This window comes from Microcoleus sp. Z1_A1 (genome assembly GCF_036700305.1).
Lineage (GTDB): Bacteria > Cyanobacteriota > Cyanobacteriia > Cyanobacteriales > Microcoleaceae > Microcoleus.
This window is the reverse complement of the sequence record NZ_JAUBOR010000008.1, coordinates 107697-133584: the sequence shown is the minus strand read 5'-3', so window position 1 is coordinate 133584 and position 25888 is coordinate 107697. Positions and strand designations below refer to the sequence as shown.

General features: G+C 45.4%; 25 protein-coding genes and 1 pseudogene. 14 read left to right on the top strand and 12 right to left on the bottom strand.

Annotation, left to right across the window (positions count from 1 at the left end; all coding sequences use genetic code 11):
- The first annotated feature begins 33 nt into the window (after nucleotides 1–33).
- Nucleotides 34–1548: an NADH-quinone oxidoreductase subunit M gene (locus QT973_RS07805; RefSeq protein ID WP_333209387.1), complete on the top strand. Its 1515-nt coding sequence runs from the start codon at nucleotides 34–36 to the stop codon at nucleotides 1546–1548.
- Nucleotides 1549–1860: 312 nt separating this feature from the next.
- On the top strand, nucleotides 1861–3027 hold the full coding sequence (locus QT973_RS07800) for a CO2 hydration protein (protein WP_333209389.1): 1167 nt from the start codon (nucleotides 1861–1863) through the stop codon (nucleotides 3025–3027).
- A gap of 482 nt (nucleotides 3028–3509) precedes the next feature.
- Here QT973_RS07800 and QT973_RS07795 read toward each other — a convergent pair whose 3' ends face one another.
- The 5 genes and pseudogenes from QT973_RS07795 to argB all read right to left on the bottom strand — a co-directional run bounded on the left by QT973_RS07795 (nucleotide 3510) and on the right by argB (nucleotide 7623).
- Complete coding sequence (locus QT973_RS07795; RefSeq protein ID WP_333053453.1) at nucleotides 3510–4229, bottom strand: PHP domain-containing protein; 720 nt, start codon at nucleotides 4227–4229, stop codon at nucleotides 3510–3512.
- Between the two features lie 266 nt (nucleotides 4230–4495).
- Nucleotides 4496–5605 (bottom strand): annotated as a pseudogene (locus QT973_RS07790) (IS630 family transposase).
- 278 nt (nucleotides 5606–5883) lie between these two features.
- The gene (locus QT973_RS07785; protein ID WP_333053452.1) at nucleotides 5884–6129 is read right to left on the bottom strand and encodes a hypothetical protein; all 246 of its coding nucleotides are present in this window, start codon (nucleotides 6127–6129) and stop codon (nucleotides 5884–5886) included.
- Nucleotides 6130–6284: 155 nt separating this feature from the next.
- Complete coding sequence (locus QT973_RS07780) at nucleotides 6285–6476, bottom strand: DUF4926 domain-containing protein (protein ID WP_445243001.1); 192 nt, start codon at nucleotides 6474–6476, stop codon at nucleotides 6285–6287.
- A 235-nt stretch (nucleotides 6477–6711) separates the two neighbouring features.
- The gene (argB, locus tag QT973_RS07775) at nucleotides 6712–7623 is read right to left on the bottom strand and encodes an acetylglutamate kinase (protein WP_333053450.1); all 912 of its coding nucleotides are present in this window, start codon (nucleotides 7621–7623) and stop codon (nucleotides 6712–6714) included.
- Nucleotides 7624–7869: 246 nt separating this feature from the next.
- Between argB and QT973_RS07770 the strand changes: the two genes are divergently transcribed.
- A complete protein-coding gene (locus tag QT973_RS07770; protein WP_333053449.1) occupies nucleotides 7870–8661 on the top strand; it encodes an HAD family hydrolase in 792 nt (263 codons plus the stop codon).
- A 196-nt stretch (nucleotides 8662–8857) separates the two neighbouring features.
- Here QT973_RS07770 and mreD read toward each other — a convergent pair whose 3' ends face one another.
- From mreD to QT973_RS07755, 3 genes are all read right to left on the bottom strand, one after another.
- Nucleotides 8858–9424, bottom strand: coding sequence for a rod shape-determining protein MreD (gene mreD / locus QT973_RS07765; protein ID WP_333053448.1), 567 nt, complete (start codon nucleotides 9422–9424; stop codon nucleotides 8858–8860).
- On the bottom strand, nucleotides 9421–10227 hold the full coding sequence (mreC, locus tag QT973_RS07760; protein ID WP_333053446.1) for a rod shape-determining protein MreC: 807 nt from the start codon (nucleotides 10225–10227) through the stop codon (nucleotides 9421–9423). The genes mreD and mreC overlap by 4 nt, the downstream gene beginning before the upstream one ends.
- A gap of 87 nt (nucleotides 10228–10314) precedes the next feature.
- Nucleotides 10315–11322 (bottom strand): rod shape-determining protein, encoded by a 1008-nt coding sequence (locus tag QT973_RS07755; RefSeq protein WP_006632285.1) that lies wholly within the window; start codon nucleotides 11320–11322, stop codon nucleotides 10315–10317.
- Nucleotides 11323–11652: 330 nt separating this feature from the next.
- On the opposite strand from QT973_RS07755, the gene QT973_RS07750 reads away from it, so the two are divergent.
- From QT973_RS07750 to QT973_RS07740, 3 genes are all read left to right on the top strand, one after another.
- Nucleotides 11653–12012: a single-stranded DNA-binding protein gene (locus QT973_RS07750; RefSeq protein WP_190663675.1), complete on the top strand. Its 360-nt coding sequence runs from the start codon at nucleotides 11653–11655 to the stop codon at nucleotides 12010–12012.
- A 47-nt stretch (nucleotides 12013–12059) separates the two neighbouring features.
- Nucleotides 12060–12581: a tetratricopeptide repeat protein gene (locus QT973_RS07745; RefSeq protein ID WP_333211668.1), complete on the top strand. Its 522-nt coding sequence runs from the start codon at nucleotides 12060–12062 to the stop codon at nucleotides 12579–12581.
- A gap of 178 nt (nucleotides 12582–12759) precedes the next feature.
- Entirely contained in the window at nucleotides 12760–13125 is a 366-nt protein-coding gene (locus tag QT973_RS07740; RefSeq protein WP_333053442.1) for a hypothetical protein, read from the top strand.
- Here the strand turns inward: QT973_RS07740 and tnpA are convergent.
- The gene (tnpA, locus tag QT973_RS07735) at nucleotides 13122–13520 is read right to left on the bottom strand and encodes an IS200/IS605 family transposase (RefSeq protein ID WP_333053441.1); all 399 of its coding nucleotides are present in this window, start codon (nucleotides 13518–13520) and stop codon (nucleotides 13122–13124) included. The genes QT973_RS07740 and tnpA overlap by 4 nt on opposite strands.
- Before the next feature lie 52 nt (nucleotides 13521–13572).
- Here tnpA and QT973_RS07730 point away from each other — a divergent pair, with 52 nt between their 5' ends.
- The 8 genes from QT973_RS07730 (at nucleotide 13573) to QT973_RS07695 (ending at nucleotide 21138) form a co-directional block, all read left to right on the top strand.
- Nucleotides 13573–14760 carry a transposase gene (locus QT973_RS07730; protein WP_333053440.1) on the top strand — a complete coding sequence of 396 codons (1188 nt, stop codon included), beginning with the start codon at nucleotides 13573–13575 and terminating at the stop codon, nucleotides 14758–14760.
- Nucleotides 14761–14835: 75 nt separating this feature from the next.
- Entirely contained in the window at nucleotides 14836–15042 is a 207-nt protein-coding gene (locus QT973_RS07725) for a hypothetical protein (RefSeq protein WP_333053439.1), read from the top strand.
- A 4-nt stretch (nucleotides 15043–15046) separates the two neighbouring features.
- Nucleotides 15047–15250, top strand: a complete 204-nt coding sequence (locus tag QT973_RS07720; RefSeq protein WP_333053438.1) for a hypothetical protein — start codon at nucleotides 15047–15049, stop codon at nucleotides 15248–15250.
- 138 nt (nucleotides 15251–15388) lie between these two features.
- The gene (locus QT973_RS07715) at nucleotides 15389–16693 is read left to right on the top strand and encodes a metallopeptidase TldD-related protein (protein ID WP_333211672.1); all 1305 of its coding nucleotides are present in this window, start codon (nucleotides 15389–15391) and stop codon (nucleotides 16691–16693) included.
- Nucleotides 16694–16906: 213 nt separating this feature from the next.
- Complete coding sequence (locus QT973_RS07710; protein WP_333053436.1) at nucleotides 16907–17731, top strand: DUF3153 domain-containing protein; 825 nt, start codon at nucleotides 16907–16909, stop codon at nucleotides 17729–17731.
- 199 nt (nucleotides 17732–17930) lie between these two features.
- On the top strand, nucleotides 17931–18320 hold the full coding sequence (locus tag QT973_RS07705) for a LapA family protein (protein ID WP_333211675.1): 390 nt from the start codon (nucleotides 17931–17933) through the stop codon (nucleotides 18318–18320).
- 87 nt (nucleotides 18321–18407) lie between these two features.
- A complete protein-coding gene (locus QT973_RS07700; protein ID WP_333053434.1) occupies nucleotides 18408–19223 on the top strand; it encodes a segregation/condensation protein A in 816 nt (271 codons plus the stop codon).
- 751 nt (nucleotides 19224–19974) lie between these two features.
- On the top strand, nucleotides 19975–21138 hold the full coding sequence (locus tag QT973_RS07695) for an NDP-sugar synthase (protein ID WP_333053433.1): 1164 nt from the start codon (nucleotides 19975–19977) through the stop codon (nucleotides 21136–21138).
- A gap of 392 nt (nucleotides 21139–21530) precedes the next feature.
- Here the strand turns inward: QT973_RS07695 and speA are convergent, their stop codons facing one another.
- The 3 genes from speA to QT973_RS07680 all read right to left on the bottom strand — a co-directional run bounded on the left by speA (nucleotide 21531) and on the right by QT973_RS07680 (nucleotide 25748).
- Nucleotides 21531–23540 (bottom strand): biosynthetic arginine decarboxylase, encoded by a 2010-nt coding sequence (gene speA / locus QT973_RS07690; RefSeq protein WP_333312739.1) that lies wholly within the window; start codon nucleotides 23538–23540, stop codon nucleotides 21531–21533.
- Nucleotides 23541–23850: 310 nt separating this feature from the next.
- Nucleotides 23851–25002: a helix-turn-helix domain-containing protein gene (locus QT973_RS07685; protein WP_333053431.1), complete on the bottom strand. Its 1152-nt coding sequence runs from the start codon at nucleotides 25000–25002 to the stop codon at nucleotides 23851–23853.
- Between the two features lie 155 nt (nucleotides 25003–25157).
- Nucleotides 25158–25748, bottom strand: a complete 591-nt coding sequence (locus QT973_RS07680) for a DUF3611 family protein (RefSeq protein ID WP_333053430.1) — start codon at nucleotides 25746–25748, stop codon at nucleotides 25158–25160.
- Nucleotides 25749–25888 lie beyond the last annotated feature (140 nt).

The window sequence follows — 25888 nt, the reverse complement described above, 5'->3', positions numbered from 1 at the left end:
TAAAAACTGCGTAATAAAGGAAAGTTTTAATTGATGCTCAGTGCTTTAATCTGGATACCTATGTTGGCCGCTGCCCTGATTGGGATCTGGCCTGGTTCAGTGAGTTCTAAAATAGTTCGGAATGTAGCGATCGCCATTGCGGGTATAACTTTTATTCTCTCGGTGATTTTGGCAGTTCAGTTTGATGCCAGTACCAGTCAGTTGCAGTTTGCGGAATTCATTCCTTGGATAGATGTTTTGGGATTGAATTACAATCTCGGTGTTGATGGTTTGGCTCTGCCTTTGGTAATTTTAAATACTCTGCTGACAGGAATAGCTATTTACGCTACGGATGAGTCGATCCGCAGACCTCGACTTTATTATTCTTTGATTTTGTTAATTACCGGCGGCGTAACAGGGGCTTTTTTATCTCAAAATTTGCTGCTGTTTTTCCTGTTTTTTGAGGTAGAATTGATTCCGCTTTACCTGTTAATTGCGATTTGGGGAGGCGAGCGCCGGGGTTATGCTGCTACTAAGTTTTTAATCTATACTGCATTTTCGGGAATTGTGCTCCTGGCTGCTTTCTTGGGTACTGGTTGGCTTAGCGGTGCTTCGAGTTTCGATATGGTTGGTGCAGCGGGCGCATCGCATTTACAAGGAGGATTGCCATTGCCTTTGGTAAGGCAAATTGTTTTGCTGGCAGGGGTGTTGCTGGCTTTTGGAATTAAGATGCCTTTGGTGCCTTTTCATACTTGGCTGCCGGATGCTCACGTAGAAGCTTCGACGCCGGTTTCGGTGCTGCTGGCGGGGGTGCTTTTGAAGCTGGGAACTTATGGGATGCTGCGTTTTGGTTTGGGTTTGTTTCCAGATGCGTGGGCGGTGGCGGCACCTTGGTTGGCGAGTTGGGCGGTGGTAAGCGTGCTTTACGGGGCGAGTTGCGCGATCGCCCAAAAAGATATGAAAAAAATTGTAGCTTACAGTTCGATCGCTCACATGGGCTACATTTTGTTAGCTAGCGCCGCAGCTACTCCGATTAGTATGCTGGGAACAGTTTTGCAAATGGTTAGCCACGGTTTAATTTCAGGGCTGCTATTTTTGAGTGTCGGCGTTATTTACAAAAAATCCGGCACCCGCAACATCGATGTGCTCAAAGGTTTGTTCAATCCCGATCGCGGTTTGCCGATGATTGGCAGTTTAATGATCCTCGGCGTGATGGCTAGTGCCGGCATTCCTGGTTTGGCTGGATTTATTGCTGAATTTTTGATATTTCGGGGCAGTTTGCCAGTGTTTCCCCTGCAAACTTTGCTCTGCATGATTGGCACTGGTTTAACTTCAGTTTACTTTTTAATTATGGTCAACCGCGCCTTTTTCGGCCGCCTTTCTGATGTGGTGGTAAATTTGCCGCAAGTCCGCTGGGACGATCGCATTCCTTCGCTGGTTTTAGCAATAATTATTGCCATCATGGGAGTGCAGCCGGGAGTTTTAGTTGCTTTGAGCGAAAAAACTGCGATCGGAATGGTTGCTAATGTGCCACCCCAAGTTAAAGTGATTGCTCAAAACTTGAAATAAAATATGACCTAAGTTTGTAGCATCTGACATCTTGCAGCAATATCAATAAGAGGATTTTTCGTGGGGTCGGGCGGGCTTATATAACCTATTTGCAAGCTTTAAGGCTGTTGGCGAACCCGCCCCTAGGGCTAATTGAGAATGGTGCAAGATATCAGTAGCATCGGACTTTAGTCCTATGGCAGTTTTCAATCCCATAAAATACAGCAGACTGCTGTAGGGACACGGCACTGCCGTGTCCCTACCTATTCCATTCATCAGTGTATCCGTGTTCAAATCCGTGTCGTGCCTTCCTTCAATTAAGGTTAAATAAAAATGACAAGTACCGTATTAAAACCATCTTCCCATCCCCTATCCGCATACATTGACATCTTGGAATCAGGCAAAGCTTTACTGCCTGAATCTACGGAAAATGTAGTTGAAGTTGTCGGCGTACTGAAAAGTTATGCTATTGTTTTAGATGCCTATTCTCGCAATCTCAACTATATTGCAGAAGAACAGTTTTTAGTGCTTTTTCCGTTTTTTAAATATTTCAACGGAGATGTGACTCTGCCGAAATTAATTCGCTATTTGTGGCACGATCGCATAAATTTTGAGTATGCTGAGTATTGCATGAGAACAATGCTTTGGCACGGCGGCGGCGGTTTGGACAGTTATTTGGATTCCCCGGAATTTAGCAGTTTGGTCGAAAAGGCGATCGCTGCTAAATTGAAAGGCAATTTTTTCATGCAGGGACTAAACAAAACCTTTCCTAATTTTTTGCCGGAACAAGTGCGGATGCTGGCTTACTACACCGGTCTCGGTCAGTTTTGGCGGGTAATGAGCGATTTGTTTATGGACTTATCTGATTCCTACGATCGAGGGGAAACTAAGTCTATTTCTGATGTAGTTGATTTTGTCAAAGCCGGTTTAGTCGCCGCCGCCAGCCTACCGATTACCTACAGCGTCAAGATTCACAGTCAAGTCTACGATATCATTCCGGCCTCGGCTAACTTGACATTTTTACCAGATGTAGCGGTGCCTTATGTAGAGGCTGTTTTCTTTCGGGGCACAGCTTTTTTTGGCACAGTTTCCTACAACGCTCAAGCCCATCAAATCCCGGAAAAACAAAAAGATTTTGCCTACGGGGCTTTGTTTGCTGATCCATTACCTATTGGAGGTGCAGGGATTCCGCCAACTCAATTGATGCAAGATATGCGGCATTATTTGCCGGAGTATTTGCACGCAGTTTATCGCACTAGCTGTCGGGGTGAAGATGATCTGCGGGTGCAAATTTGCCAAAGTTTTCAGAAGTCGATGTTTTGCGTGACGACGGCGACTATTTTTGGTTTAGCACCTCATCCCATGAATACCTCCGATCCAGAGGAAAAAAAGGCTAATCGCGCTTATTTGGAAGGTTGGATGGATCGATTTGGAAATTCTCGCTTGGAGTGGGCAAATCAGCCAACGAACAGGGCCTGTCAGTTGTTCCCCGAACGGTAGAAGGGCGACTGGTTTTTAGGGCGCAATGTCTCTCGGAGTTGCAAGAATATTACCTGAAGAAAGCAATTGCTTACTTTTGGATACCGAAAGCTCATTCTGGCGATCGCAATTATCTCACGTCCCGTAAAATAGCCGTTATCAGGCAAGTAGTAAAAACTTCAGTCCACAGACTTTTATGAGGACTGAAGTCCTCACTACCAAACAATTTTATAGTCATTTTAGCGCACCTAATATGACAATCAAGCATCCAGGATACCCGCCACGTGATTCATCCGTCCAGAAATAAAAAACCTGTATCAAATGAAACTTGCCGAACGTATTTATCCGTGCAGTCAATCTAAAATCTAAAATCTAAAATCTAAAATCGATTGACCTGATCAACTGTTTGTTTTCGGCTCATGGTGATTGCTTTCATAAGAGATATATCCGCTAACGCTTAGACTGGCAAGGACAGGATAAAGCACTTCTTATTTCCGAACTATTTAGATTCGGACTAAAAGACTCAGGCCGTGAGAGTCCGTGCCACAAGTTCCCAGCAAACCATAAGTTTCTGCTAAATCTTTGACTAAAGCAGTTTGTTTGGGGCTTGGTTTCCAAGGATTTGGATTACCGTAAGCATAGTAAATTTCTACACCGTCAATGCCGAAACGAGCTGCTTCTGGGATTAGTTGATCGGCAGTCGATCGATACCGGCAAGGATGTGCTAGAACTGCTAAACCTCCTGCTTCATGAATAGCTTCAATTACCCTGGCTGCTGAATAACAATAGGTGCCTTCTGTACTTTTACCTCGCAAGTAAGGTTTGAGACTGGGATTTTGCGGATCGAAGGCGTAACAGAGAATGTGTACCTCATTGTTGAGCAATTCGGCATTAATTTCAGCGCCTGTCCAGAGACTAGGTGCTTCACTATTTTTGTCAGGATGGTTTAATTTCCAATTATCCAGCCAAATTTGAGCTTTAACGTAGCCTTCGGTGCTGTGGTGGTCGGTGATAGCTAAGCCCTTGAGACCGCGGGCTATGGCTTGTTCCATCAATTTCTCTGGCTGCAATCGCCCGTCAGAGTAGACTGTGTGCATATGAAAATTATAGGAACCCGGACAGCTATCGGCATCAATTGTCTGGAAGACTTGTTTGAGTGCTGAGATATTCTGGGCTTCTGGTTTGAGACTAGAAGCGGGGGACGTAGCGAAATTGACAGCCATAAGCGTTATTATAGAAAAAACTAGCTTTGTTTAATATATCTAATAAATTCATATGTTGCACCTGTGGCAATAGTCGGCTGTAGGATTGAAACATCTGGCTGATTGTGGCGTTCGGCACAAGATATCAATTCACTCGCACATCTTGCACAATTCTCTATCCAGCATTTTATCGTCGGGTGGGGGCGGGTTTATGAGATTATTGATTTTAGGCAATTTATAGTTGGTAAAACTCGCCTCTACAGGTTTGGGGAAAATGCCAGCAGATATCAATTACTCCCACAATATTGCATCATTCTTAACAACAAGCTTTCCGGCCTCTTCCACAAAGAGTAAATTTTCTTGTAGGGAGTAGGGTTGGGCACTCTTAGCCCGCCCTCATTTAAAAGTTTATGTAACAGTGATTCTAGTTTTTCAATTCAAATAATCTATTAGCAACATATTCCTTGGCGGAATGCCATACTAATTCAACTACGTTATAGTCCGGGCTATATTTTGGCAAAAACTCTATGATTAGATTCGGCATTTCTGACGCTATTTTCTGCAAAGTCTCTGCTTTTTTATGAAAACTAGCGTTGTCCAAAAATCTCACAAACTTACAGCCTTTATCTTGAAAGTCTTCCGCTAAATTTACTTGCAATATCCACTCGGCTTTTAAATCTTCATAAAATTTTTTCAGCACTGCATAAAAATTAGCATAATTCCCAGATGGAATAAAATATACCCGTTTTTTTTATCTTAATATCTTACTCCACCCATAACATTAATACGACTTTTTCGTCGCTCTCCTATGAATGTTACTTCGAGTTACTTTTATACACCAGTTCTTCCTTCTAATCACCCTTAAACTAAATGCACTATCGTTCTAAAACCATACCTGCAAAAGGTTTGGATATTACTTTTCTATTTTTAAATACTCCGCTAATTTATTTTTAAATCAACCCCCTTTATACCGTATATTGCTTAGACTCTAAGCTAGATTTAGCCGAAAAGAAAACATACTTTTTTGAGTTTAAAATCCTCCTAAATTGGGTACTACTCAGCTCTATTTCTGTCTGCTCTCCTAGATGTATTGCAAGTCTAGCTGTTGTCCATATTCCGAACTCATAACCATATTTCTCAGGCTCTATTTCAACTGTTTCTAAAAGTAAATCAATGTATTTTTATGTGGCTTTTCGGTAATTACCCTTCATCCTATTATCTTTAAAACTGTCTAAATTATCAGGATGACCATGAATGCGACCGTAGGCAACTTTTATGAGAGAACATCCAATTAGTTCAGCAGTCTGAGCTTGTGTATTTCCGTTGTTTAGTAATAAAAATATTAACGCTCTTTGTCGAATGTCTGGATGCTCATGGTCTTTTAATGCTTGTTGCAGAGTTTACTTTGTCTCGGAACTGAGAAAGTTTTTAGCAGGCATTCACTTTTTCTGAATATCATTATGTTATATTATACCAATATGCGTTTTAAATGCACAACAGCTTAGACACTTCTGTTGAGCTGTGATTGTGCCACCATTATAAACGCTGAAATCATCTGAGCTTAAGACCCCAGCAAATTCTGTACCCAGCATGGTTTCTAGTTCCACACGTCACAAAAGTATCCGCGGAATGGAATAAACAGAATCCCTCTCCACTAGCCGTCCATAGCCCTTCTTTAACCCCCATCAAACACTCTTAGCGTTTCATCTACATGAACATTTGATTGCACGCCCATTTCCACAGTGCATTTATAGCTGGCTTTACCGCTGCTGCTACTCGTTGATTGGTCTTTTGGAGTGCTCCTACTCCCACTTCTATCGTGTGATGGAGGAATCGAAGAAGCCTGACTGGTGGTTCGACTTTTTCCCGTAGCAATGGCTAGTTTTTCTTGCAATTCTTCAATTATTTTTTGCAGCCCCATTACGAGTTATACCAGTTCAGCTTGGCTCAACTGCTCGATTTGGATTTTTTCTTTCTGTCTGGTGGCTGCGGGCTTTTTCATTCGTTTATTTTACCAGCTTTTGATACTTAAGTCTTTTTTGACCTGAATCCTTACCTTCTATTGTCCTCACATTACTAAGCAACTGCAAGTTCATATTGCAGAACAAAAATTTCATCAGCTTTCAACATAGCCATAGCATATTCACTCCCTTGACTATCAGCAAACTCCACTAAATACTGACATTCCTTTCCCGTATCATACACTTCAACAATAGTTCCCACAAGTCCAACTGGTAAACTAGAAATAGATGCGTATTCTGGTTCCACTAGCGCTAATCGCGTATTGGCAATCGGCTTGAGAATCGCAACAGAATCCAAAACTCTAAAGTGTTTGATCGTAGTTTAAGAAAAGCTGAAATCCAACAACGGTTAGAAGTAGTTGAAGTAATTTCCTAGAAGTACCTTCTCAAGGTTTTTAGGGGCAGGTTTAGTTAGGATATACGCGATCGCAGCGAGTTTACCCATTTCACGCACCCGCCCTCCCCACGCTAGGATTTACCCCTTACTTAGGCCTTAAGTTCGCGCTGCTAAACTCAGAAGCCACAATCATCGACCCAATCCCCGCATCGGTAAATATTTCTTGCAGCAAAGCATGAGGAATTCGACCATCAATAATGTGAGCACCCTTCACACCCTGAGCCAAACTCCGCACACAACAGTTAACTTTGGGAATCATGCCCCCAGACACAACTCCCGACTCAACCAACTGTCTCGCTTCCTGAATATCTAACTTAGCAATCAGACTCTCTGGTTTGTGATAATCCTCTAAAATGCCCGCAGTATCTGTCATCAAAATCAACTTTTCCGCTCCCAAACCAGCGGCAATTTCCCCAGCTACCGTGTCAGCATTAATGTTGTAAGATTGACCGTTTTCATCGGCGGCCACGCTCGACACCACCGGAATATATCCGCTGTTCACCAAAGATTCCAAAATCTGGATTTTCACGCCGCTGACTTCACCCACAAACCCAATTCCTTCCCGCCCATCTGGACGAGCTTGAATCAGGTTGGCATCCTTGCCGCACAATCCCACTGCTTTGCCGCCGGCTTGGTTGATTAACGAAACAATTTCCTTATTTACTTTACCCACCAAAACCATTTCTACAACTTCCATTGTCGCCGCATCAGTCACCCGCAAACCATCCTTAAATTGCGGCTCAATTCCTAATTTTTCGAGCCAAATATTAATTTCCGGGCCGCCGCCGTGAACCACAACCGGACGCATCCCCACGCAAGCTAGCAGCACAATATCCCGAACCACCTTGTCTTTGAGATTGCTATCTTTCATCGCCGCACCGCCATATTTGACAACTATGGTGCGACCGGCAAAGTGTTGAATGTAAGGCAGTGCTTCGGACAGCACCTCTACTCGATTAGTGTCCGAATTCCTAACAAAATCGCTTTGTTTGAGCATGGGTAAATTACAGAAGACTAAAAACTTAATTCTAAACTTTAATGGCTAAAGCACATATTAACAGCCACAAAAATCACTTTTTCTCTGAATTTTATCGACGCGCAGGCTCGATCGCCCTTATTGATCCCAATCTTCAAAAAATTCATAGGTTTTTTTAATAAAAGCATTAAAATTTATGTATTATAACTTATACATTTTTTGCTACAGTCAAGAAATGTATAACTCCCTAGATTTACTTAACGTTTTATGTTAACTGCTGTCGCCCAAGACTCGGAAAACCTTCAGTACAACCTACCATCAGAGGCTGACTCGTCCCCCCGGATGACGGTATTTTGCGATTTAGACGGGCCCATAGTCGATGTTTCCGATCGCTACTATGCCACCTATCAACAGGGATTGGCCGATACTCAAGCAGCTTATCTCGATCGGGGAATCAACCTCAACCTTCAAATCCTCAGCAAACAGCAATTTTGGCAAATGAAGCAAAACCGCGTGCCCGATGCTGAAATAGCCAAAAGTTCCGGCTTGTCGGGAGAAGAAATTAACGTTTTTTTAGGATGCGTCAGTCAAATTGTCAATCAGCCAGACTTGTTGCACTTAGATCGCATCCAGCCGGGAGTGCAATGGGCGATCGGACTTCTGCACTCCCGCGGCGTGCGGCTGATTTTAGTCACCCTGCGGCCGAGAAATCAAGCCGTTCAACTGTTACAAAATTACGGTTTAGCCAGACTGTTTACCAGCATTCGCGGAACTCAGATGGCGGATGCGGCCTATCACAACTATACAGCCTTAAAAACTGAATTGTTGGCTGAAGTGGCACAAGAATTTGAGTCATCGCTGGGTTCGGCTTGGATGATCGGAGATACAGAAGCAGACATCCTCGCAGGAAAAGCATTGGGAATACCTACAATTGCCGTTACCTGCGGAATTCGCAGCCGATATCAACTGCAAAAGCACCAGCCTAATTTCATTCTCAGCGATTTGATTATTGCCGTTCATCACTTATTAGGTTCGGCGCAACAAGTAATAGTAGAATGACTACAGTTAACGAATGACTAATGACTGTTGACTGTTAACGGTTAACTGTTAACGAATGACTAATGACTGTTGACTGTTGACTGTTAACGAATGACTAATGACTGTTAACGAATGACTAATGACTAATGACTGATGACTGTTAACGAATGACTAATGACTGTTAACGAATGACTAATGACTAATGACTGATGACTGACTAAGATTTTTCTAAATTCCTGGTCATTTCCCACAAGCGATTGAGCGGAAAATAAATCACCGGAGCCCAAAGACTGCTAAGAATAGCAGAACACAAAGCCACTCGCTGGTGATAGCTCCAAATTTCCAGTAAAGCCCGATCGCCCATAGAAAAAAATTGCAGTCCCATCACCGTTTCCGCTACCACCGCCATCCCAAACACAATTAACGCGATCGGAATCGGATCTCTCTCAACAATATCTACCGGAATCGACCAGGTTTTCTGCAAAACAACTGTTAAGACTCCTACAACAACTAGACTGACAGCGTGGCTGGGATGAGGAGCCGTCATCGCATCTTGAAGGAACCCCAAAACCAAGCCCATGCTAGCGGCTCCCCAAACTGTACGTTTCCGCTTAATACTCCAAGCTACCAACCAAATTAACAGCCAGTTAGGCCCAATTCCCAACAATTCCATTCCCGGCATCCGAGTGGGCAATATCAGTATGCACAGCATCACAGATAGAAATGTAACTGCGAAGTTAAGAAATGGGCGCGATCGCGAAGACATCCGAGATAAAGCTTTCATTGTTGCTGTGCTCCCTCAGATGGTGCAGAAGATTGACTCTGCGAATCCTTCGGTTCGGCTTGCTTAGAGTGGGGGTAAACCACCGCCCACTCCAGAGCATTCATCGGTGCAGAAAACTCAACCACAGCCTCTGGAGCCGGAGTTTTATTCATATCCACCGAAACCACTTTTCCCACCGGCAAACCAGGAGGGAACAACTGACTGTAAGAAGAAGTTGAAACCACATCCCCAGGCTTGACATTGGGAACATTCTCAAAAAACTCCATCACCGCCTGATTTCCGCCTTTCCCGCGCATAAAACCCATGTGACGACTGCGGGTAATTCCCACACCCAATTGACTCGTAGCGTCGCTGACTAACAGCACCAAGCTAGTATTAGGAGTAACGCTGACTACTCTGCCTACTAAACCGCCGGGACTCATCACAGTAAAATCTGTTTTAATGCCATCATTACTGCCGCGCCCCAAGGTTACTTGCTGCCACCAGTGGTCGGCGCTGCGACCAACAATAGGAGCTACAATCCCTTTAGGTTTCTTAGCAGAAACGTAACCTAAAAGCTCTTTTAGCTTTTGATTTTGAGTCTCTGCTTCTAATAGTTGGGCTTGCAATTCTTGAGTTCGCGCCGAGATGAGTTCCTCTTGTCCAGAGCCGTTGGCGTGAAACGGACGAGTCACCCAATTGTAAACTTCAAATACTGCCGCACCTTGTGTTTGTCGAACTCCCCAAGCGGCAGTTACAGCTAAACCTAAAAGAGCTATTTGCAGCCGCAGATCCCACCACTTTCGGAATGTATTTTTTAGCATAATTTCACTAATCTAAAATTGTTAAGTCAGGATTTTAGATTTGAGATTGCAGCCGTATTTCTAAATCCACAATCCCAAATTTGTTAACTACATATTACGCGACGACTGCCCGCTGAAAACCCGTTCCAACTGTTTGTTTTCCAATACTCTACCAGTTCCCAAAACCACGCAGCACAGCGGATCGGCGGCCACGTGAGTGACAATTCCTGTTTCGTGACTGATCAGAGTATCTAAACCTTTCATCAGCGCGCCACCACCAGCCAGCATAATTCCCCTGTCAATAATATCTGCCGCTAATTCCGGCGGGGTGCGTTCCAATGTACGCTTGACAGCTTCCACAATTACTGAAAGCGGTTCCGACATACTTTCGCGAATTTCTGGGCCCTTGATAGTAACAGTTCGCGGCAAACCCGACAGTAAGTGCAAGCCCCGCACTTCCATCATTACATCGTCATCCTCTGGAGTTGGATATGCAGAACCAACCTGAATCTTAATTTCTTCAGCAGTGCGTTCGCCGATGACCAAATTGTGAACTTTTTTCATGTATTGGACGATCGCCTCATTGAGTTCGTCGCCGGCTACCCGCACAGACTCACTGATCACCGTACCTTGCAAACTCAAAACCGCAACTTCCGTAGTACCTCCGCCTATATCTATAATCATATTGCCAGTCGCCTCAGCAACAGGCAGTCCAGCCCCGATCGCCGCCGCGATGGGTTCATCAATTAACCGTACTTCTCTAGCACCAGCCTGAGTCGCCGCCTCAATGACAGCACGCCTCTCAACTCCGGTGACACCGCTGGGGATGCCAATAATGATCCGTGGCGAAACTAAGCTTCGGCCTTCGTGAACCCTGCGGATAAAAGTCTTGAGCATTAGTTCTGCCGTATCGAAGTCTGCAATTACCCCGTCGCGAAGCGGGCGCAGTGCTATGACATTCCCTGGCGTGCGGCCGAGCATTTTTTTGGCTTCTTCTCCAACAGCCAGCGGTATTTTTAAATCTTGGTCGATCGCCACTACAGAAGGTTCCTGCAGAACAATACCTTTGCCCGATACATAAACGAGCGTGTTAGCAGTACCGAGGTCGATACCCATATCTCTAGATAACGAAAATCGATTGAGAAGACCCACTGATTCGTACCCCCCCCAAAAACTAAAATACTATTGTGTGCAATAATGTTGTTACAAAAGTGTAACCGAGGTGGATTCTATTACGTTTTTCATCCTGAGTCTAGTCAGAAATGTACATTGTCGAGCTCAGGTTGAGCGCAGACTTGCCAATCATCCACCATCAATATGTTCTCCTAACTGGGTGTACAATCAGGATGAAGCCTCACAAGCGCTGTTCCAAGTTCAGTTTGGAGGCTAAGGCGCGTGTGGACTGTTTAACTACATCACCGATCGACCACATTCCCAAAAAAGTTTATGAGTCTTAATGTTGTAACTTTAGTAGGCCGCGTCGGCGGCGACCCGGACGTAAAGTATTTTGAGTCGGGTACAGTTAAGTGTAGTTTGACGCTGGCAGTGAACCGCAGAACTAAGAACAGCGATCAACCAGACTGGTTCAATCTGGAAATCTGGGGCAAAACAGCGCAGATTGCTGCTGACTACGTTCGCAAAGGCTCTCTAATTGGCGTAACAGGCTCTTTAAAGTTCGATCGCTGGCAAGACCGCAATACCGGTTCAAATCGCTCGAAGCCTGTAATTAAGGTAGACCATTTAGACTTGCTGGGTTCCAAACGCGACAACGAGTCGGGTATGTCGCAACACAACAGCGAATTCTAGCGTTTGGGGAATTTGGGAAGTAATATTTGTGAATTGGGTGGGTGCTCGTGACTTCAGAAAAGTTAGAAATTGTTCAAACTGAGTACCAAGCTGGGCAAGTAGCTTTTGAGAGTGGCCGGTATGCTCAAGCTGTGCAGAGTTTAGAAACAGCTACCGGTTTAGTCGATCGAAATTCCCGGTTGGGCGGCGAGGTGCAGATGTGGCTAGTGACAGCCTACGAAGCCTCTGGCAATACAGAAAGGGCGATCGAGCTTTGCCGCAAGCTCACCCGCCATCCCCGCCAAGAAACCCGCCAGCAAGCAAAGCGCTTGCTGTTCATTCTCGAAGCTCCCAAACTCACTATCCCTCCTGAATGGATGGTGAAAATCCCTGATTTGGCAGCTTTAGATGAAAATCAATCAATCAGTTTTCAATCCAATCCGAACGCTGATATCAAGTACGCTAAACCCAAGCCAGTCGTACCAGAGCCTGTAGATTTGAGTCAGGTTAATACGAAAGATAATAGGTTTATCTGGGTGGCGTTAATTGCGATCGGGCTAATTTTAGGCGGATTATTTCTTAGTTATTAATCATTTGTTTAATTTCATATGCGGTCGATTACCCAATATGGTAGGGGCGGGTTCACCAACAATACTCGCCAATAATTGACAATCTCAAAAACCCGCCCTGGTCGCTATATTATAGTCAATCGATCCGACATGATGATATCAAACCATTGCTTGCATAAGCCCTGAGAGAAGTTAAGCAATGCCTTTTAGCAATTATAAAAGTATCAGCGCGGTCGCCAAAGAATTCCAAATTAATTGCCTACGGGAGAATTTCATTGTCGAAACAGAATTTGCAGTCAGCGAAGTTTTTCGGAATGAATTAGAATTGATTTTCAATGAGGGAGTATTTGACAACTCGGAAATCGCCATTTGTGAAAATATCATTTATCCTGTATTAAAAGAAGTTTGGAAAAATTATCGCAGTAATTTTCTCCTCTGGAGTCACCAAACCTTAGTCTATAATGATAATCTGTCAGGAATTCCAGATTATATATTGGCGAAGCGCTCCCCCCTCGGCACAGTAGTTTTTGACCAAGAAACTGGGATACAAGCCCCGTCCTTTTAGGACGGCTTTTCTTGGTTTCTAATGTATTCCTTCAATACTTCTAGAGGTGCGCCACCTACGGAAACCGCAAAATAACTAGGACTCCATAAAGCTTCTTTGTGGGGTTTTTTGTATCCAGCCTGTCCGTAGCGACGACTAGAAACACCTTTGAGTGCATTAACTATTTGAGAAATAGATAATTTAGGCGGATACTCGATCAGCGCATGAACGTGATCGGCTTCCCCGTTGAACTCTAGCACTTGAAAGTTCATTTTTTGGGCTACATCTCGAAACGACTTTTCAATCAAATCAAGACTTTCGCTCGTGAATACAGACCGACGATATTTTGTTATACAGACCAAATATATTTTAAGTTCTGTAACAGAATGGCGTTCCCGACGGTAAACTGTTGTCATTGCTTGTCAACCAATATATAATTAAACCTACAGACCAACATTCAATATAACCATGAAGGCGAGATTCAAGTACAGATTTTATCCGACGACCGAACAAAAGCAGAGCTTGGCTCGGCTGTTTGGCTGCGTCCGGGTGGTTTGGAACGATAGTCTAGCCCTCTGCAAGCAGTCTGAAAAAAAGGCAAGTTCATCTGAGCTGCAAAAAATCATAATAACCCAAGCAAAAAACACCGAAGAAAGAGTTTGGCTGAGCGAAGTTTCTAATATCCCTCTACAGCAGTCTGTAGCGGATTTAGAAACAGCTTTCAAGAACTTCTTCGATTCCTGTAAAGGGAAGCGAAAGGGTCGTAAAGTGGGTTATCCTAAGTTCAAGAAAAGAACAAATAGCCAGTCTGCCAGATTTCGGATTGGAGGCTTTTCTTTTAAGAATGGCGGTGTGTATTTAGCCAAGATTGGTATTGTCAAGCCAATCTGGTCAAGAGAACTTCCATCTGAAGCTAGCTCAGTCACAGTAATCAAAGATTGTGCAAATCGTTATTTCCTAAGTTTTGTAGTAGAAGTTCAACCCGTTCACTCTGATGCCAAAAACCAAAGTATCGGAATTGATTTAGGAATAAAAACTTTTGCAGCAATGAGCAATGGAGAAAAAGCTGAAAGCCCTAGCTACCAAAAATTAGACCGGAAAATTCGCAAACTCCAGCGCCAATTAGCTCGTCAACCAAAAGACTCTAAAAGGAGAAACGTAACCCGAATTAAAATTGCTAAGTTGCACAATAAAATTGCCGATACCCGGAAAGATTTCCTGCACAAATTGTCAACTAAAGTAGTCAAGGAAAACCAAGTGATTATTTGGGAAGACCTCAATGTATCGGGAATGGTAAAAAACCGGAAACTTTCACGGGCAATTAGTCAGCAAGGATGGCGAGAATTTAGGACTCTCTGTGAGGCTAAATCTGAAAAGTTTGGTAGAGAGTTTCAAGTAATTAGTAGATGGGAACCTACTAGCCAAGTTTGTGCGGATTGTGGTTTTAAATGGGGCAAGATTGATTTGTCTATTCGTTCAGTGCTTTGTGTTAGTTGCGGTACTGAGCAGGATAGAGATCAAAACGCTTCGAGGAATATAGAGAAAGTCGGGATGGGGAATCGCCACGACTCTAAACGGACGCAGAGGGAGAGTGAGACTATTTCGGTAGCATCACCCGATGAAGCGTCAAGAATCACCGCTGCTTCAGCACGGTGAGTATTTCAAAAGCCCTATTTCATATTAGTTGAAGCCAAGAAAGAGAGCGCATTTGATGAAGGATGGGGGCAGTGTTTGGCAGAAATGATCGCCGTGCAGCGACTTAACAATGAACCGGAACAAACTATCTTTGGGATTGTTTCTAATGGGGCAATGTGGCAGTTTGGCAAGCTGAAATTAGAAATGTTTACTCAAAATAAATTTTTCTATACAATTCAGGACTTAGAGCGACTGTTTGCAGCAGTTAACTATGTTTTTAAACAGTGTGAATTACAATTATAGAGGAATGCTCTTCAGTTTTAGGCGCGGGTGTCGAGAAACCGGGTTTTTATGGAAATACTTCGCTGTAGTCGGCAGATTCACAAAAAACCCGGTTTCTAAGTTGAATTATTTACAGCAATCTTTGGAGATTTTACAGCATTTGCGATCGCCCGACGCGGAGACAGTGAGAGAAATTATTGCTATGGTTCAGCAGATGGCTGGGGATTGATGGATGCACTTCGACTAAAGAAACTGGGTTTTTCGCAGCTTTTCGGTGGTGTATCGATATTCTGGGAAAAAACCCGGTTTCTGGCAACACCCTAAATCGCTAAAATAAAGAAAAGACCAAACCAAAAAGGCGATTATTGTGAGCGATTCAACCATAGAACAGATATTAAAATTGGCATCTCAACGCGCGGATGCCGCTGAAGTATACTACCTGTCGAGTCAAGACACCCCCATCGAATTTGAAAACAATCGCCTCAAATCCCTGCAAACCAAAGCACTGCAAGGCGTAGCACTGCGGCTGATTTCGCACGGCAAAATCGGTTTTGCTAGTTCCACAGATTTAACGCGGATAAACGATTTAGTAGATGCAGCCATTCAAACAGCCGAAATCGGCGACCCCGCAGAATTTGAACTCGCCTCCGACTTCCACCTAAAAGGCCCGGAAACCACCTACACTCCGCCCACAACTCAAGAATTAGTCGAAAACGGCAAAAACCTGATCGAGCAAGTTCACGCCTACAATCCCGATATTATGGTAGATGTCGGCTTCCACGTCCGCAGCGGGCGCGTCAAAATTGCCACGACGCGAGACGTGTATGCCGAAAGAAGCAGCCAAATAGTCAGCGGGACGATCGCGGGAAATTTGGTAAAGGGAGAAGACTTTATGCAAGCATACAGTTACGATGTTGCGCGCGATCGTCCCCTAGACACCAACAGCATCCTCGAATCACTCCTCGAAAAATACCGCCTCGCTGAACATTCAGCCAGCATCACCAGCGGTTCCTACCCAGTATTATTTACCCCCAGAGCCGCCGCTAGCACCCTCGGTGGCCTCTTTGATACCATCCTTTCAGGCCAAGCAGTAGTTCAAAAAGCCTCTCCCCTAGCCGACAAAATCGGCGAAACCTTATTTGACGAACGCTTTACCTTTTTTGAAGACCCCACTTTAGGCCCTTCTGCTTGTCCCTTTGACGACGAAGGTACACCCACCACCCGCAAAGTCTTGATAGACAAAGGTACTGTCACCGGATTTTATTGGGATCGCAGGTGGGCCGCTCGCGCCGGTGTACAATCAACCGGCAACGGTTTTCGTGGCGGATTGTCTCGCCCCGGCCCTGATTTGACTAACTTTTGCATTTCCCCCGGAAATACCGCCACTCAAGACTTGATTGCTAGCATGGACGAAGGTCTAATAGTAGAACAGGTTTTAGGTGCCGGTCAGTCCAATCAGTTAGCTGGCGAATTTTCTGTCAATTTGGACTTAGGCTATAAAGTAGAAAAAGGCAAAATTGTGGGTCGCGTCAAGAATACAATGGTGGCAGGCAGCATTTTTGAAGCCTTTAAAAATTTGGCAGATTTGAGTAGCGAAGCCGAATGGGTAGGCGGTGCAGCCTATTTGCCGAGTATGCTGTTTCAACAGTTGGGTGTAGCTTCGAGGCAATAAGTTCAGTGCGTTTTTACTCGTTACCAGGCTCTGCCTGGTAATACAGATGATGAGGCTCTGCCTCGAATTTGGATGAAAGCTTGCGAGGCAAAGCGTCTGGACATGGGTTCCCAGGCAGAGCCTAGGAACCAGTTAAACAAACATAGAAACAGTGTCGGCAATTCAACGCTTTGCTAATTCATGCAAATAGGTAAAAATAGGGAAAAATATATAATGAAAGAGCAAAATGTCAAGGATGGAACTGGGAAGAAGAAAAAGCACTTTTTCTTTCTTTTACCTTTGGTTTTTTGCCTTTTAACTCTAGTGACTGGATGCGTTCAGTACGATGTCGGGGTCAACTTTGAGAGTCAAACTCGCGGCGAAATCGTGCAGCACATTAAACTAGGGGAAAGGTTGACGAGCTTCAGCAGCGAAACTGTTGCAGAATGGTTGAAAAGCGTAGAACGCCGGGTGAGGTTGCTGGACGGAAAAACTAAACGGGTTTCCCCCACAGAAGTTCTAGTGACGATTCCTTTCAATAATGGATCCGAGTTGCAAGACAAGTTCAACCAATTTTACAATCCGATCGCACCAACGACAAAATCTCTGGTTTCAAGTCGGCTAGAAACCGATTTGCCGAAGTTTGAATCTCACCTTAATGTCAAGCAGAATAATTTGTTATTGGTGCTGAGAAATCGGTTGAGTTTGGAATTGGATTTGCGCTCTCTTTCACTGCTTTCTTCTAATGGCAGTCTGCTGCTGAGTCCGGGGGGACTTTTGGAGCTAGACTTTAGCTTGAACACACCTTGGGGCGCCGAAAGTATTGAAACAGTCGCTGGTGCGCTGGTTCCCGAAAGCTATCAGCAAGGAAAACAGTTAGTTTGGAAGCTCAAACCCGGAGAAGTTAACTATTTGGAGGCGATATTCTGGATTCCCAGTCCCGTAGGAATTGGGGCGCTGATTATTGCCTTATTTGTGGCGGCGGGCATTGCTTTGAAATATCAAATATTGCCAGGGCTGGGAATCGGCAAGAAACCGCAAAACATCGGTCAAACCTAAAGAGGATATGTCCTAGAGGGGCGGCTTAACCAATCTCTTCAATCAACTCTCAGAGCTGCCATCAACCCGCCCCTCCCCGGATATTATGGTTAATTGACCCGATTAGATTTTATAAAAACACTGAGAATATATGCCTAAAAACAGTTGACAAATGGTAAATAATTTGCTTAACCTGAATTGAGAATTAGGAACAGAGAAAATGCGATCGCTAAATTTCTTCTTCATCTTTCTGATTTGCTTGGCTCTAGTATTATTCAGCATAGAAAATACACAGCCAGTCGTGATTCAAGTTATCGAAGGCGTCCAAGTTAAAGCTCCGCTGTGCGTAGAACTAATTGTAGCGATAGGATTAGGGGCAACACTAGCGTGGCTGTTCAGTCTGTGGTCGAGAATGCAGCGAACCCTCGCCTCGCGCCAACAACTCCGCCAAGTTCGCGAAAAAGAGCAGCGGATTCAGGAATTAGAACAAAATCTTGAACGCTATAAAGCCGAAGTAGAAGGCCAACAACCTTTGTTAGAAAGTGCAGAACCGATAAGTTTAGAAATAGCAGCCATTGAGGCCAAAGCTGCTGAAATGACCGCCAATTAATTTGATATGCTCTCTGGTTTTCTCCGAGGCAAAATCTAAAATCTAAAATCTAAAATCTAAAATCTAAAATCTAAAATCTAAAATCGAATGGCCGTTTCCCGAGACCAAGATGGTTTAGAAACGATTTCCGAGGGGATCGCAATTTTAATTGACCTCGCCGAACGGGGAGAAATTGATCCTTGGGACGTTAAGGTAATTGAAGTGTTCGATCGATGTCTGAGCAAGCTTACGAACGCCTGCGATACTGATCAGAGTAAGGATTTCTCCGATTTGTCCCACTCCGGCCAAGCGTTTTTGTACGCTTCAATGCTGGTTTTGCTCAAAGCAGAAAGTATCGTCCTCTCAGAACCCCCCGCGAATCCCGACGCCGACGAGCCTGCAGTAGAAGACGCAGAGCACTCAGGCGGGCGACACTTGCCGCAGCATTTAGAGCGGCAATTGCGCCGTCGCGGTGTAGCTCAACTACCGCAAAAACGACCGGTGACTCTCCCAGAACTGATTGAGCAGTTGCAGCTAATGAAAGCAGCAATGGAGCAGCAGACAGTTACCCCCCGGCGCCGCCCTACCTCAAAAATGCGATCGCAAGCGGCCCAGGCTATCTTTGAGCTAGCTCACCAAGAAAATCTCGTAGAAACTGCTAGTGAACTCGAACGGTTTCTGGCTCAGCGGGGCGCGGAAATTGACGAGGGTTGGCTGGACTTGGACAACTTGCTAGAGCTCTGGCATCATAAGGATTTGCACTCCTCTGTCAACCCAGAACACCCGGTATCCACTGGGGAAGTTCACTTGCCAAATCATGACCGCGTAGGTATTTTTTGGGCGTTGTTGCTACTATCGGCTCAGTCTAAAGTAGAGTTGCTTCAAGAGGAGTTTTATCAAGACCTCAAAATCCGCGCGCTTTGAGCTTAGAGGGTATTAGGTTCTCGGGCGAAACTAATAACTATGCCACTGCGTCGGTTAAAATTCCAGGGAGAATCTCGCTCTATGGCATTCTGTTGCTGAGTCCCGAATGCGGAGAGTGGCAGTGCGAAGTTCTTGGTGATTCCCTATTCCTGGTTTCTTAAATCTAGGTAAATTGGGGATAAATGATTGATAGCCTGGTACGATGTCGCCTATAAACTGGTCAGGATTTTGCTGTGCTCGATCGATTCGACGATCGCCACCGCTAGCATCTAATTGTTCAGTTGATATCAGTTAACAGAGGGTTGAGGAAGTTAAGAGTCAGGAACTCAGGGCTAAAGCCACTGAGCTTGTAAGAAATTGCAAGCTGTTCTGACCAGACCCCTCGAAAGAGGAGACGTTATTTAGGTCACGACACCGGAGAATGCGACGCTAGTTTTCCGCTCTGTCATCTGCAATTAAACAGTTTTAAAGTCACTGAAACAGTGTTGCAGGTCTAACAAGCTTTTATAACCAGGTCGAAGCGAACATTACCCCGAAAGGGAGGCTCCATAAGAGCAAACATTATGCGTACAGAGTTGCAAGGTTTGAGGCGCTAACTGTCCTGCCGAAAGTGCATTACAAAAGTACACTCCTGTCGAGCAACTCCAAGGCGGTAATGGATACAGAAAGATTAAAGGCGGTTGAAACCGCCCGTGTCGTTTCCCTCTCAGGTCTTTCATACCCTGAGTTTCCCACTTACCGAGTTTTTCTTATGAAAGCGATGATTCTGGCGGCCGGTAAAGGCACTCGCGTCCGTCCTATTACTCAGACAATACCCAAACCGATGATTCCCATCCTGCAAAAGCCAGTGATGGAGTTTTTGGTTGAATTGCTCCGCCAGCACGGATTTGACCAGATTATGGTCAATGTTTCCCACCTGGCCGACGTGATTGAAAACTACTTTCGCGACGGTCAAAAGTTTGGGGTACAAATTGCCTATTCTTTTGAAGGGCGAATTGAGGAGGGAGAACTGATTGGAGAGGCTCTCGGTTCTGCTGGTGGCATGAAACGAATTCAGGATTTCTCGCCGTTTTTTGACGATACTTTTGTGGTGCTGTGCGGCGACGCTTTGATTGACTTGGACTTGACTGCTGCTGTGAAGTGGCACCGGGAAAAAGGGGCGATCGCTACTATTGTTATGAAATCGGTTCCCCGCGAGGAGGTTCCCAGTTACGGAGTGGTGGTAACAGACGAGTCTGGCAAAATTAAAGATTTCCAAGAAAAACCTTCTGTAGAGGAAGCTCTGAGTACCGACATTAACACTGGTATTTATATTTTTGAACCGGAAATATTCAAATACATCCCTTCGGGCCAGGAATACGATATCGGTTCGCAGTTATTTCCCAAGCTAGTAGCAGAAGGCGCGCCTTTTTACGGGATTAGCATGGACTTTGAGTGGGTGGATATCGGCAAAGTTCCTGACTATTGGCGGGCAATTCAGAGCGTGCTGCTGGGACAAGTTAAAAATGTTTCGATTCCGGGAATTGAAGTGCGCCCCGGCATTTACGCTGGTTTGAATGTAGCTGTTAACTGGGATAAAGTTGATATTACTGGGCCTGTTTACATAGGGGGGATGACGATCATTGAGGATGGAGCAAAAATTGTCGGCCCGACAATGATTGGCCCAAATTGTTGGCTTTGCAGTGGCGCCACTGTGGAAAACAGCGTGATTTTTGAGTATTCCCGTTTGGGCCCGGAGGTGCGGTTGGTTGACAAACTGGTGTTCGGGCGCTACTGCGTTGATAAAACCGGGGCTGCGATCGATTTGCAAGCGGCGGCTCTCGATTGGCTGATTACTGACGCTCGCCAAGTTTTACCCACTCAACACGGAGAAGAGCGGCGCGCGATATCTGAAATTCTCGGTAATGGTGGATAATTGCTAATTGCTAATTGCTAATTGCTAATTGCTCAAGGTAAGGTGCGCCTAGCGCACCCTACTTTTACATTTACGATCTCAGCTTTCAATTCTGGTTATGTGCTTAGGTTGCACCTCACCTCTTCCACCATTCTCGCTTAACAGGCTTTCCGGCCTGTTCCACAAGAAAATCTACTGTTTGTGGAACAGGCCGGAAAGCCTGTTCATAAAAGGCTTCTTGACAGTGGTGCAACATCTCAGTTGCACCCTACATCTTGCACCATTCTCAATTAGCCCTAGGGGCGGGTTCGCCAACAGCCTTAAAGCTTGCAAATAGGTTCTATAAACCCGCCCGATCCCACGAAAAATCCTCTTATTGATATTGCTGCAAGATGTCAGTTGCACCCTACATTTTAAGACTGAAGATAAGTATATTGGCTGAGACTCCGCTCGTAATTTTGCAGCAAAAGTTGGGCCTCGGAAAGAGTAATTTTATTTTGCTGCAAAGCTTCTTCTGTCTGACGGCGGATGCTTTCAACCAAATTTTCTGAATCGTACTGTACGTAGCTGAGGACTTCTTTCATAGTGTCTCCTTTCACAACGTGTTCGATATGATAGCCAGAAGGTGTTAGCTGAATGTGAACTGCATTTGCATCGCCGAATAAGTTGTGAAGGTTGCCCATAATTTCTTGATAAGCACCTCCCAAAAAGAGCGCCAAATAGTAAGGTTCTCCAGGTTTGAGAGTATGCAGTTCCAAAACCGACTTCACATCTCGCAAATCGATGAATTGGTCGATTTTGCCGTCGCTGTCGCAGGTAAGATCGGCTAAAATACCGCGTTGAGTTGGTTCTTCGTCGAGTCGGTTAATTGGCATAATTGGGAACAATTGGTTAATTGCCCAACTGTCCGGTACTGACTGGAAAACAGATAAGTTGATGTAATAAATGGACGCCATCACCTTTTCTAAGTCTTCCAAATCGTCAGATACGTATTCATTTTGCCGCGCGATCGCCTGTATTTTATCGCAGCAAGCCCAGTACAACTGTTCGGTTTTCGCCCGTTCCGCAATTCCCAAATAGCCTAAGTTAAATAAACTGACTGCTTCTTCCTTGAATTGGATAGCATCGTGATAAACTTCTTGGTAATTTTCGGGACTGATAGATTGGTAAATTTCGTAGAGATTGCGCGGAATTTGGTGCGCGTTTTCGTCTACTGGTTCGGGTACTTCTCTGGGGACATCGCTAGTACCGAGTACGTCAAAAACTAACACTGATTGGTGAGAAGCGATCGCCCGCCCGCTTTCGCTAATGATAATTGGAACCGGGATTTTCCGCTCGTCGCAGGCATCTTTCACTCCCGCTACTACGTCGTTAGCGTAGTTTTGCATATTGTAGTTTTTGGAAGCGTGGAAGTTTGTTTTAGACCCGTCGTAGTCAACGCCGAGGCCACCGCCTACGTCCAAGTAGTTCATATTAGCTCCCAATTTAGCTAATTCTACATAAATGTGGCTGGCTTCTCGAATGGCGTCTTTGATAACGCTAATTGAGGAAATTTGAGAGCCGATGTGGAAGTGCAGTAACTGCAAACAACCGAGCATTCCCGCTTTTTCTAGTTCGCCGACTGCACGCATAATTTCAGGAATTGTCAAGCCAAATTTTGCCCGATCGCCCGTGGAACCTCCCCAGCGGCCAACCCCTTTGGTAGTGAGTTTTGCTCGCACTCCCAAAATCGGTTTAATGCCTAATGCAATGCTTGCGGCGATTGCGAGTTCTACTTCCTCTATTTGCTCCAGCACAATTACGGAAGTTTGCCCTAGTCGCTGCGCCAAAATAGCAGTTTCGATGTATTCGCGGTCTTTGTAACCGTTACAAATTAATAAAGCGCCTGGGTTTTTTAAGGTCGCCAAAGCTATCATTAATTCCGGTTTAGATCCGGCTTCGAGCCCGAAGTGATGGGGTTGACCGAAACGCACCAAATCTTCAATTAATTGTCGGTGCTGGTTGCATTTAACTGGAAAGACACCGCGATAGACATTTTTGTAGTTGTACCGAGCGATCGCTCTGGCAAAACACGAATTTAAGCGCTCGATCCGGTCTTCCAAAATATCAGAAAATCGAATCAGCAGGGGCAAAGCCAAATTTCGCTGTTTTAGGGATTCTACCAGTTCGCACAAGTCCAGGGAACCGCCGCGATCGCCCTTGGGAGACACTGTAACGTGACCGGCTGCATTGATCGAAAAATACGGTTCGCCCCAACCTTGAATTCGGTAGAGTTTCTCACTATCTTCTATTGTCCAAGATGCTTGTGGCAGTTGAGCCGCCGTTACCAAAGCACTGTCTGGTGCCGCCAAACTCGTGACTGTTGGCGAGTGAGTCGATAGCGGATCGAGATCGGAGAAGGCAGCGGTAGCTGGGGAACTCATCTTATCGAAAACCTCTTTTAGGAGTGGTCAAATAGATAGTTTATCGCAGATATTGGGTTTCCTGATGCAGTTGAAAAATCACTTTGGGTACACGGGCGGGCGATTTTAGATTTTAGATTTTAGATTTTAGATTTTAGAATTGAGTCTACAGATAGATGAAAAGCGGGGATTGAACTACAATCTCAACCGTATTTGCTTTGCGGGACTTATTTCTTCAAGCAAGTATCCCTATGCAGGTGAACTCTGAAACCGAGTTTCAGAGTTCACCTGCGCCAAGAGAGTTATCGGACGATCGCTCGCCCGACACACACTAACCAAAAATCACCTCCGGCGGCGCCATGTCAGCGCCCATAATCATTCCCCCGGTCTTAGACTTCTTCAAGCCCGGTTGAGGTGCTTTTTCTGGGGTCTTCTGAGCCGGTGCAACTGAGGCTGGCGGTGTCACCTGCGGTTGAGGTACTGCCTGTGCTCCTGGCACCACGGGTTGCTGCGACAGCCAACCCAAACCCCCTACAGCCCCAGCCATCAAAGCGGTGTAGCCGATGTACAAATGCACCGGACGCATTTGAAAGCCTTCGCCTGAGTCGGAATCGGAAACAGACACATACATACTGGGAATTGGAGTCGGAGCGGGTTTGGGCAAAGCATTCGCCATAGCGCTGCCGTCTAGTCCCAAGGCGTCGCCTAGTCTGCGGATAAAACCTCTAACGTAAATATCTTGGGGCAGTTTGTCGATTTCCCCATTTTCGATCGATTCGATGTGGTGCAGCGGCACGAGAGTTTGACTGTGGAGTTGGAGCAGGGATAGGGAGCGAATTTGCCGTCCCTTACGCAATTCTTTACCCAACTCCCGCAGGCATTCTTCTCGCTGTTGAACGGCTAAAGCTGCTTCTTCTTCCTTGGTGAGTTTTTTCGGCTTTTTGGGAAAACCGAACCCTGGAAAGAATTTTCCGGGGACGGTGACAGTTGCAGGTAGAGCCGACTCGACTTTAATTTCGTCTTGGGGCGCTTGTTTGCTGTCTTCAGAAGTGTTAGTTTCTCGATCGGAATTTTCTTCTGTGTCGGACTCGGTTTGGGGGGGCGCTTCCACAGTAGCGCTGCGCCAATAGAAGACAGGAGCAGTTACTGGTGGCTCCAATTCTTGAATTTCTGTCACCGTCTCAATAGCGGGACTTACAGCAGTAACACTCTCTTGGGCTACTTGCGCTTCAATTTTGTTCTGTTTGGGAAATCTGTCAAATGCGAGCTTGACGGCTTCTCTGCTAACTGCTCTAATTAAAATTTCGGCAGCGGAGGCTGCTTCGCCCAACATGGTTTGCAAGCTAGCTAGAGCGTGGCTATAGGTGTCGCTACAGAGGAGTTCAGCTTCTATTTGACCTAGGACAGAACGAAAACTTTCTTGAGAAATTTCAATAGTTGGGTGATCTGTCACCCCAAAATAAGCCTCGGGTTTCAGTGCCATGATATTCATTTTGTCTTGGTAGAAGGTATCTGAGTACGTTCTTCGACAGGTTGGCAGTGATTCCGGATGTCGGTTGGGGGAGAGTGGGAGAGTGGGGCATCGGGCATCGGGCATCGGGCATTGGGCATCGGGCATCGGTTGCCCCTCCCCAATAACTATTGTTTGTGGATGCGATCGAGCAACCAAAGAGCCCCGAAAATCCCGACAAAATGGGCAACTGTGGCGTGAGTATTGGCGAGTACCACAAATATATCTAGAGGCTGAATAAATCGACCCACATCAACTGCGGCACCGAACAAGGCTTGCGGCTGAGCTAGAGATTTCGCTAAAAGCGTGCCGCTGATGGCTTCTGCGCCGATCAGCGTCAGGATCATTCCTGACAAGTTGCTCATCAGTGCCAGCCGCACCTCTTTGATGGTGTCTGCTTTTTTGGGGCGCGCTGCGTTACCGGGCGATCGCAGTTGTCTCGACAAACGGGTGAAGCGGAAAGAGCGATATACGCTGTAAGCGAGTACGGCTAGCCCGCAAATGGCAAAAAAAACGCCCCCGCCGGTGCCGGCACTGGTTGAACGCCCAGCGACGGTAGTGCTGGGGAGGGCGAAGGGGATGGCAAAGAGCAAAATGATCCCCGCTACAACCGCTAGCACTAACTGTACCCAGAAGCAAACCCAGCCTGTTGTACGAAGGGCAAAGGCTACTCGCTGTACGGCGACAGGAAGCTTATCGTTATCTAACTGATTAGTCATATTTTGAGCGGGTATAATTAATTGGCATTAGTTGGCAGCAGTTTTTTCTCTTCGGGGACGGTTGACGGCGGTTAACCCTCTTTATAATAGAAGTAGCAATGTTTAAGATTTGTAACTAACATTGGATTTCACATTTGAAT

Bases quoted from the DNA above. Each gene is read 5' to 3' on its own strand.
- mreD (WP_333053448.1), bottom strand. From the start codon at position 9,424: ATGAAAGCTTTATCTCGGATGTCTTCGCGATCGCGCCCATTTCTTAAC.
- QT973_RS07730 (WP_333053440.1), top strand. From the start codon at position 13,573: ATGAAGGCGAGATTCAAGTACAGATTTTATCCGACGACCGAACAAAAG.
- argB (WP_333053450.1), bottom strand. From the start codon at position 7,623: ATGCTCAAACAAAGCGATTTTGTTAGGAATTCGGACACTAATCGAGTA.
- QT973_RS07700 (WP_333053434.1), top strand. From the start codon at position 18,408: ATGGCCGTTTCCCGAGACCAAGATGGTTTAGAAACGATTTCCGAGGGG.
- mreC (WP_333053446.1), bottom strand. From the start codon at position 10,227: ATGCTAAAAAATACATTCCGAAAGTGGTGGGATCTGCGGCTGCAAATA.
- QT973_RS07750 (WP_190663675.1), top strand. From the start codon at position 11,653: ATGAGTCTTAATGTTGTAACTTTAGTAGGCCGCGTCGGCGGCGACCCG.
- QT973_RS07710 (WP_333053436.1), top strand. From the start codon at position 16,907: ATGAAAGAGCAAAATGTCAAGGATGGAACTGGGAAGAAGAAAAAGCAC.
- speA (WP_333312739.1), bottom strand. From the start codon at position 23,540: ATGAGTTCCCCAGCTACCGCTGCCTTCTCCGATCTCGATCCGCTATCG.
- QT973_RS07695 (WP_333053433.1), top strand. From the start codon at position 19,975: ATGAAAGCGATGATTCTGGCGGCCGGTAAAGGCACTCGCGTCCGTCCT.
- QT973_RS07795 (WP_333053453.1), bottom strand. From the start codon at position 4,229: ATGGCTGTCAATTTCGCTACGTCCCCCGCTTCTAGTCTCAAACCAGAA.
- QT973_RS07755 (WP_006632285.1), bottom strand. From the start codon at position 11,322: ATGGGTATCGACCTCGGTACTGCTAACACGCTCGTTTATGTATCGGGC.
- QT973_RS07680 (WP_333053430.1), bottom strand. From the start codon at position 25,748: ATGACTAATCAGTTAGATAACGATAAGCTTCCTGTCGCCGTACAGCGA.
- tnpA (WP_333053441.1), bottom strand. From the start codon at position 13,520: ATGACAACAGTTTACCGTCGGGAACGCCATTCTGTTACAGAACTTAAA.
- QT973_RS07685 (WP_333053431.1), bottom strand. From the start codon at position 25,002: ATGGCACTGAAACCCGAGGCTTATTTTGGGGTGACAGATCACCCAACT.
- QT973_RS07805 (WP_333209387.1), top strand. From the start codon at position 34: ATGCTCAGTGCTTTAATCTGGATACCTATGTTGGCCGCTGCCCTGATT.
- QT973_RS07800 (WP_333209389.1), top strand. From the start codon at position 1,861: ATGACAAGTACCGTATTAAAACCATCTTCCCATCCCCTATCCGCATAC.
- QT973_RS07770 (WP_333053449.1), top strand. From the start codon at position 7,870: ATGTTAACTGCTGTCGCCCAAGACTCGGAAAACCTTCAGTACAACCTA.
- QT973_RS07705 (WP_333211675.1), top strand. From the start codon at position 17,931: ATGCGATCGCTAAATTTCTTCTTCATCTTTCTGATTTGCTTGGCTCTA.
- QT973_RS07785 (WP_333053452.1), bottom strand. From the start codon at position 6,129: ATGGGGCTGCAAAAAATAATTGAAGAATTGCAAGAAAAACTAGCCATT.
- QT973_RS07720 (WP_333053438.1), top strand. From the start codon at position 15,047: ATGCTCTTCAGTTTTAGGCGCGGGTGTCGAGAAACCGGGTTTTTATGG.
- QT973_RS07740 (WP_333053442.1), top strand. From the start codon at position 12,760: ATGCCTTTTAGCAATTATAAAAGTATCAGCGCGGTCGCCAAAGAATTC.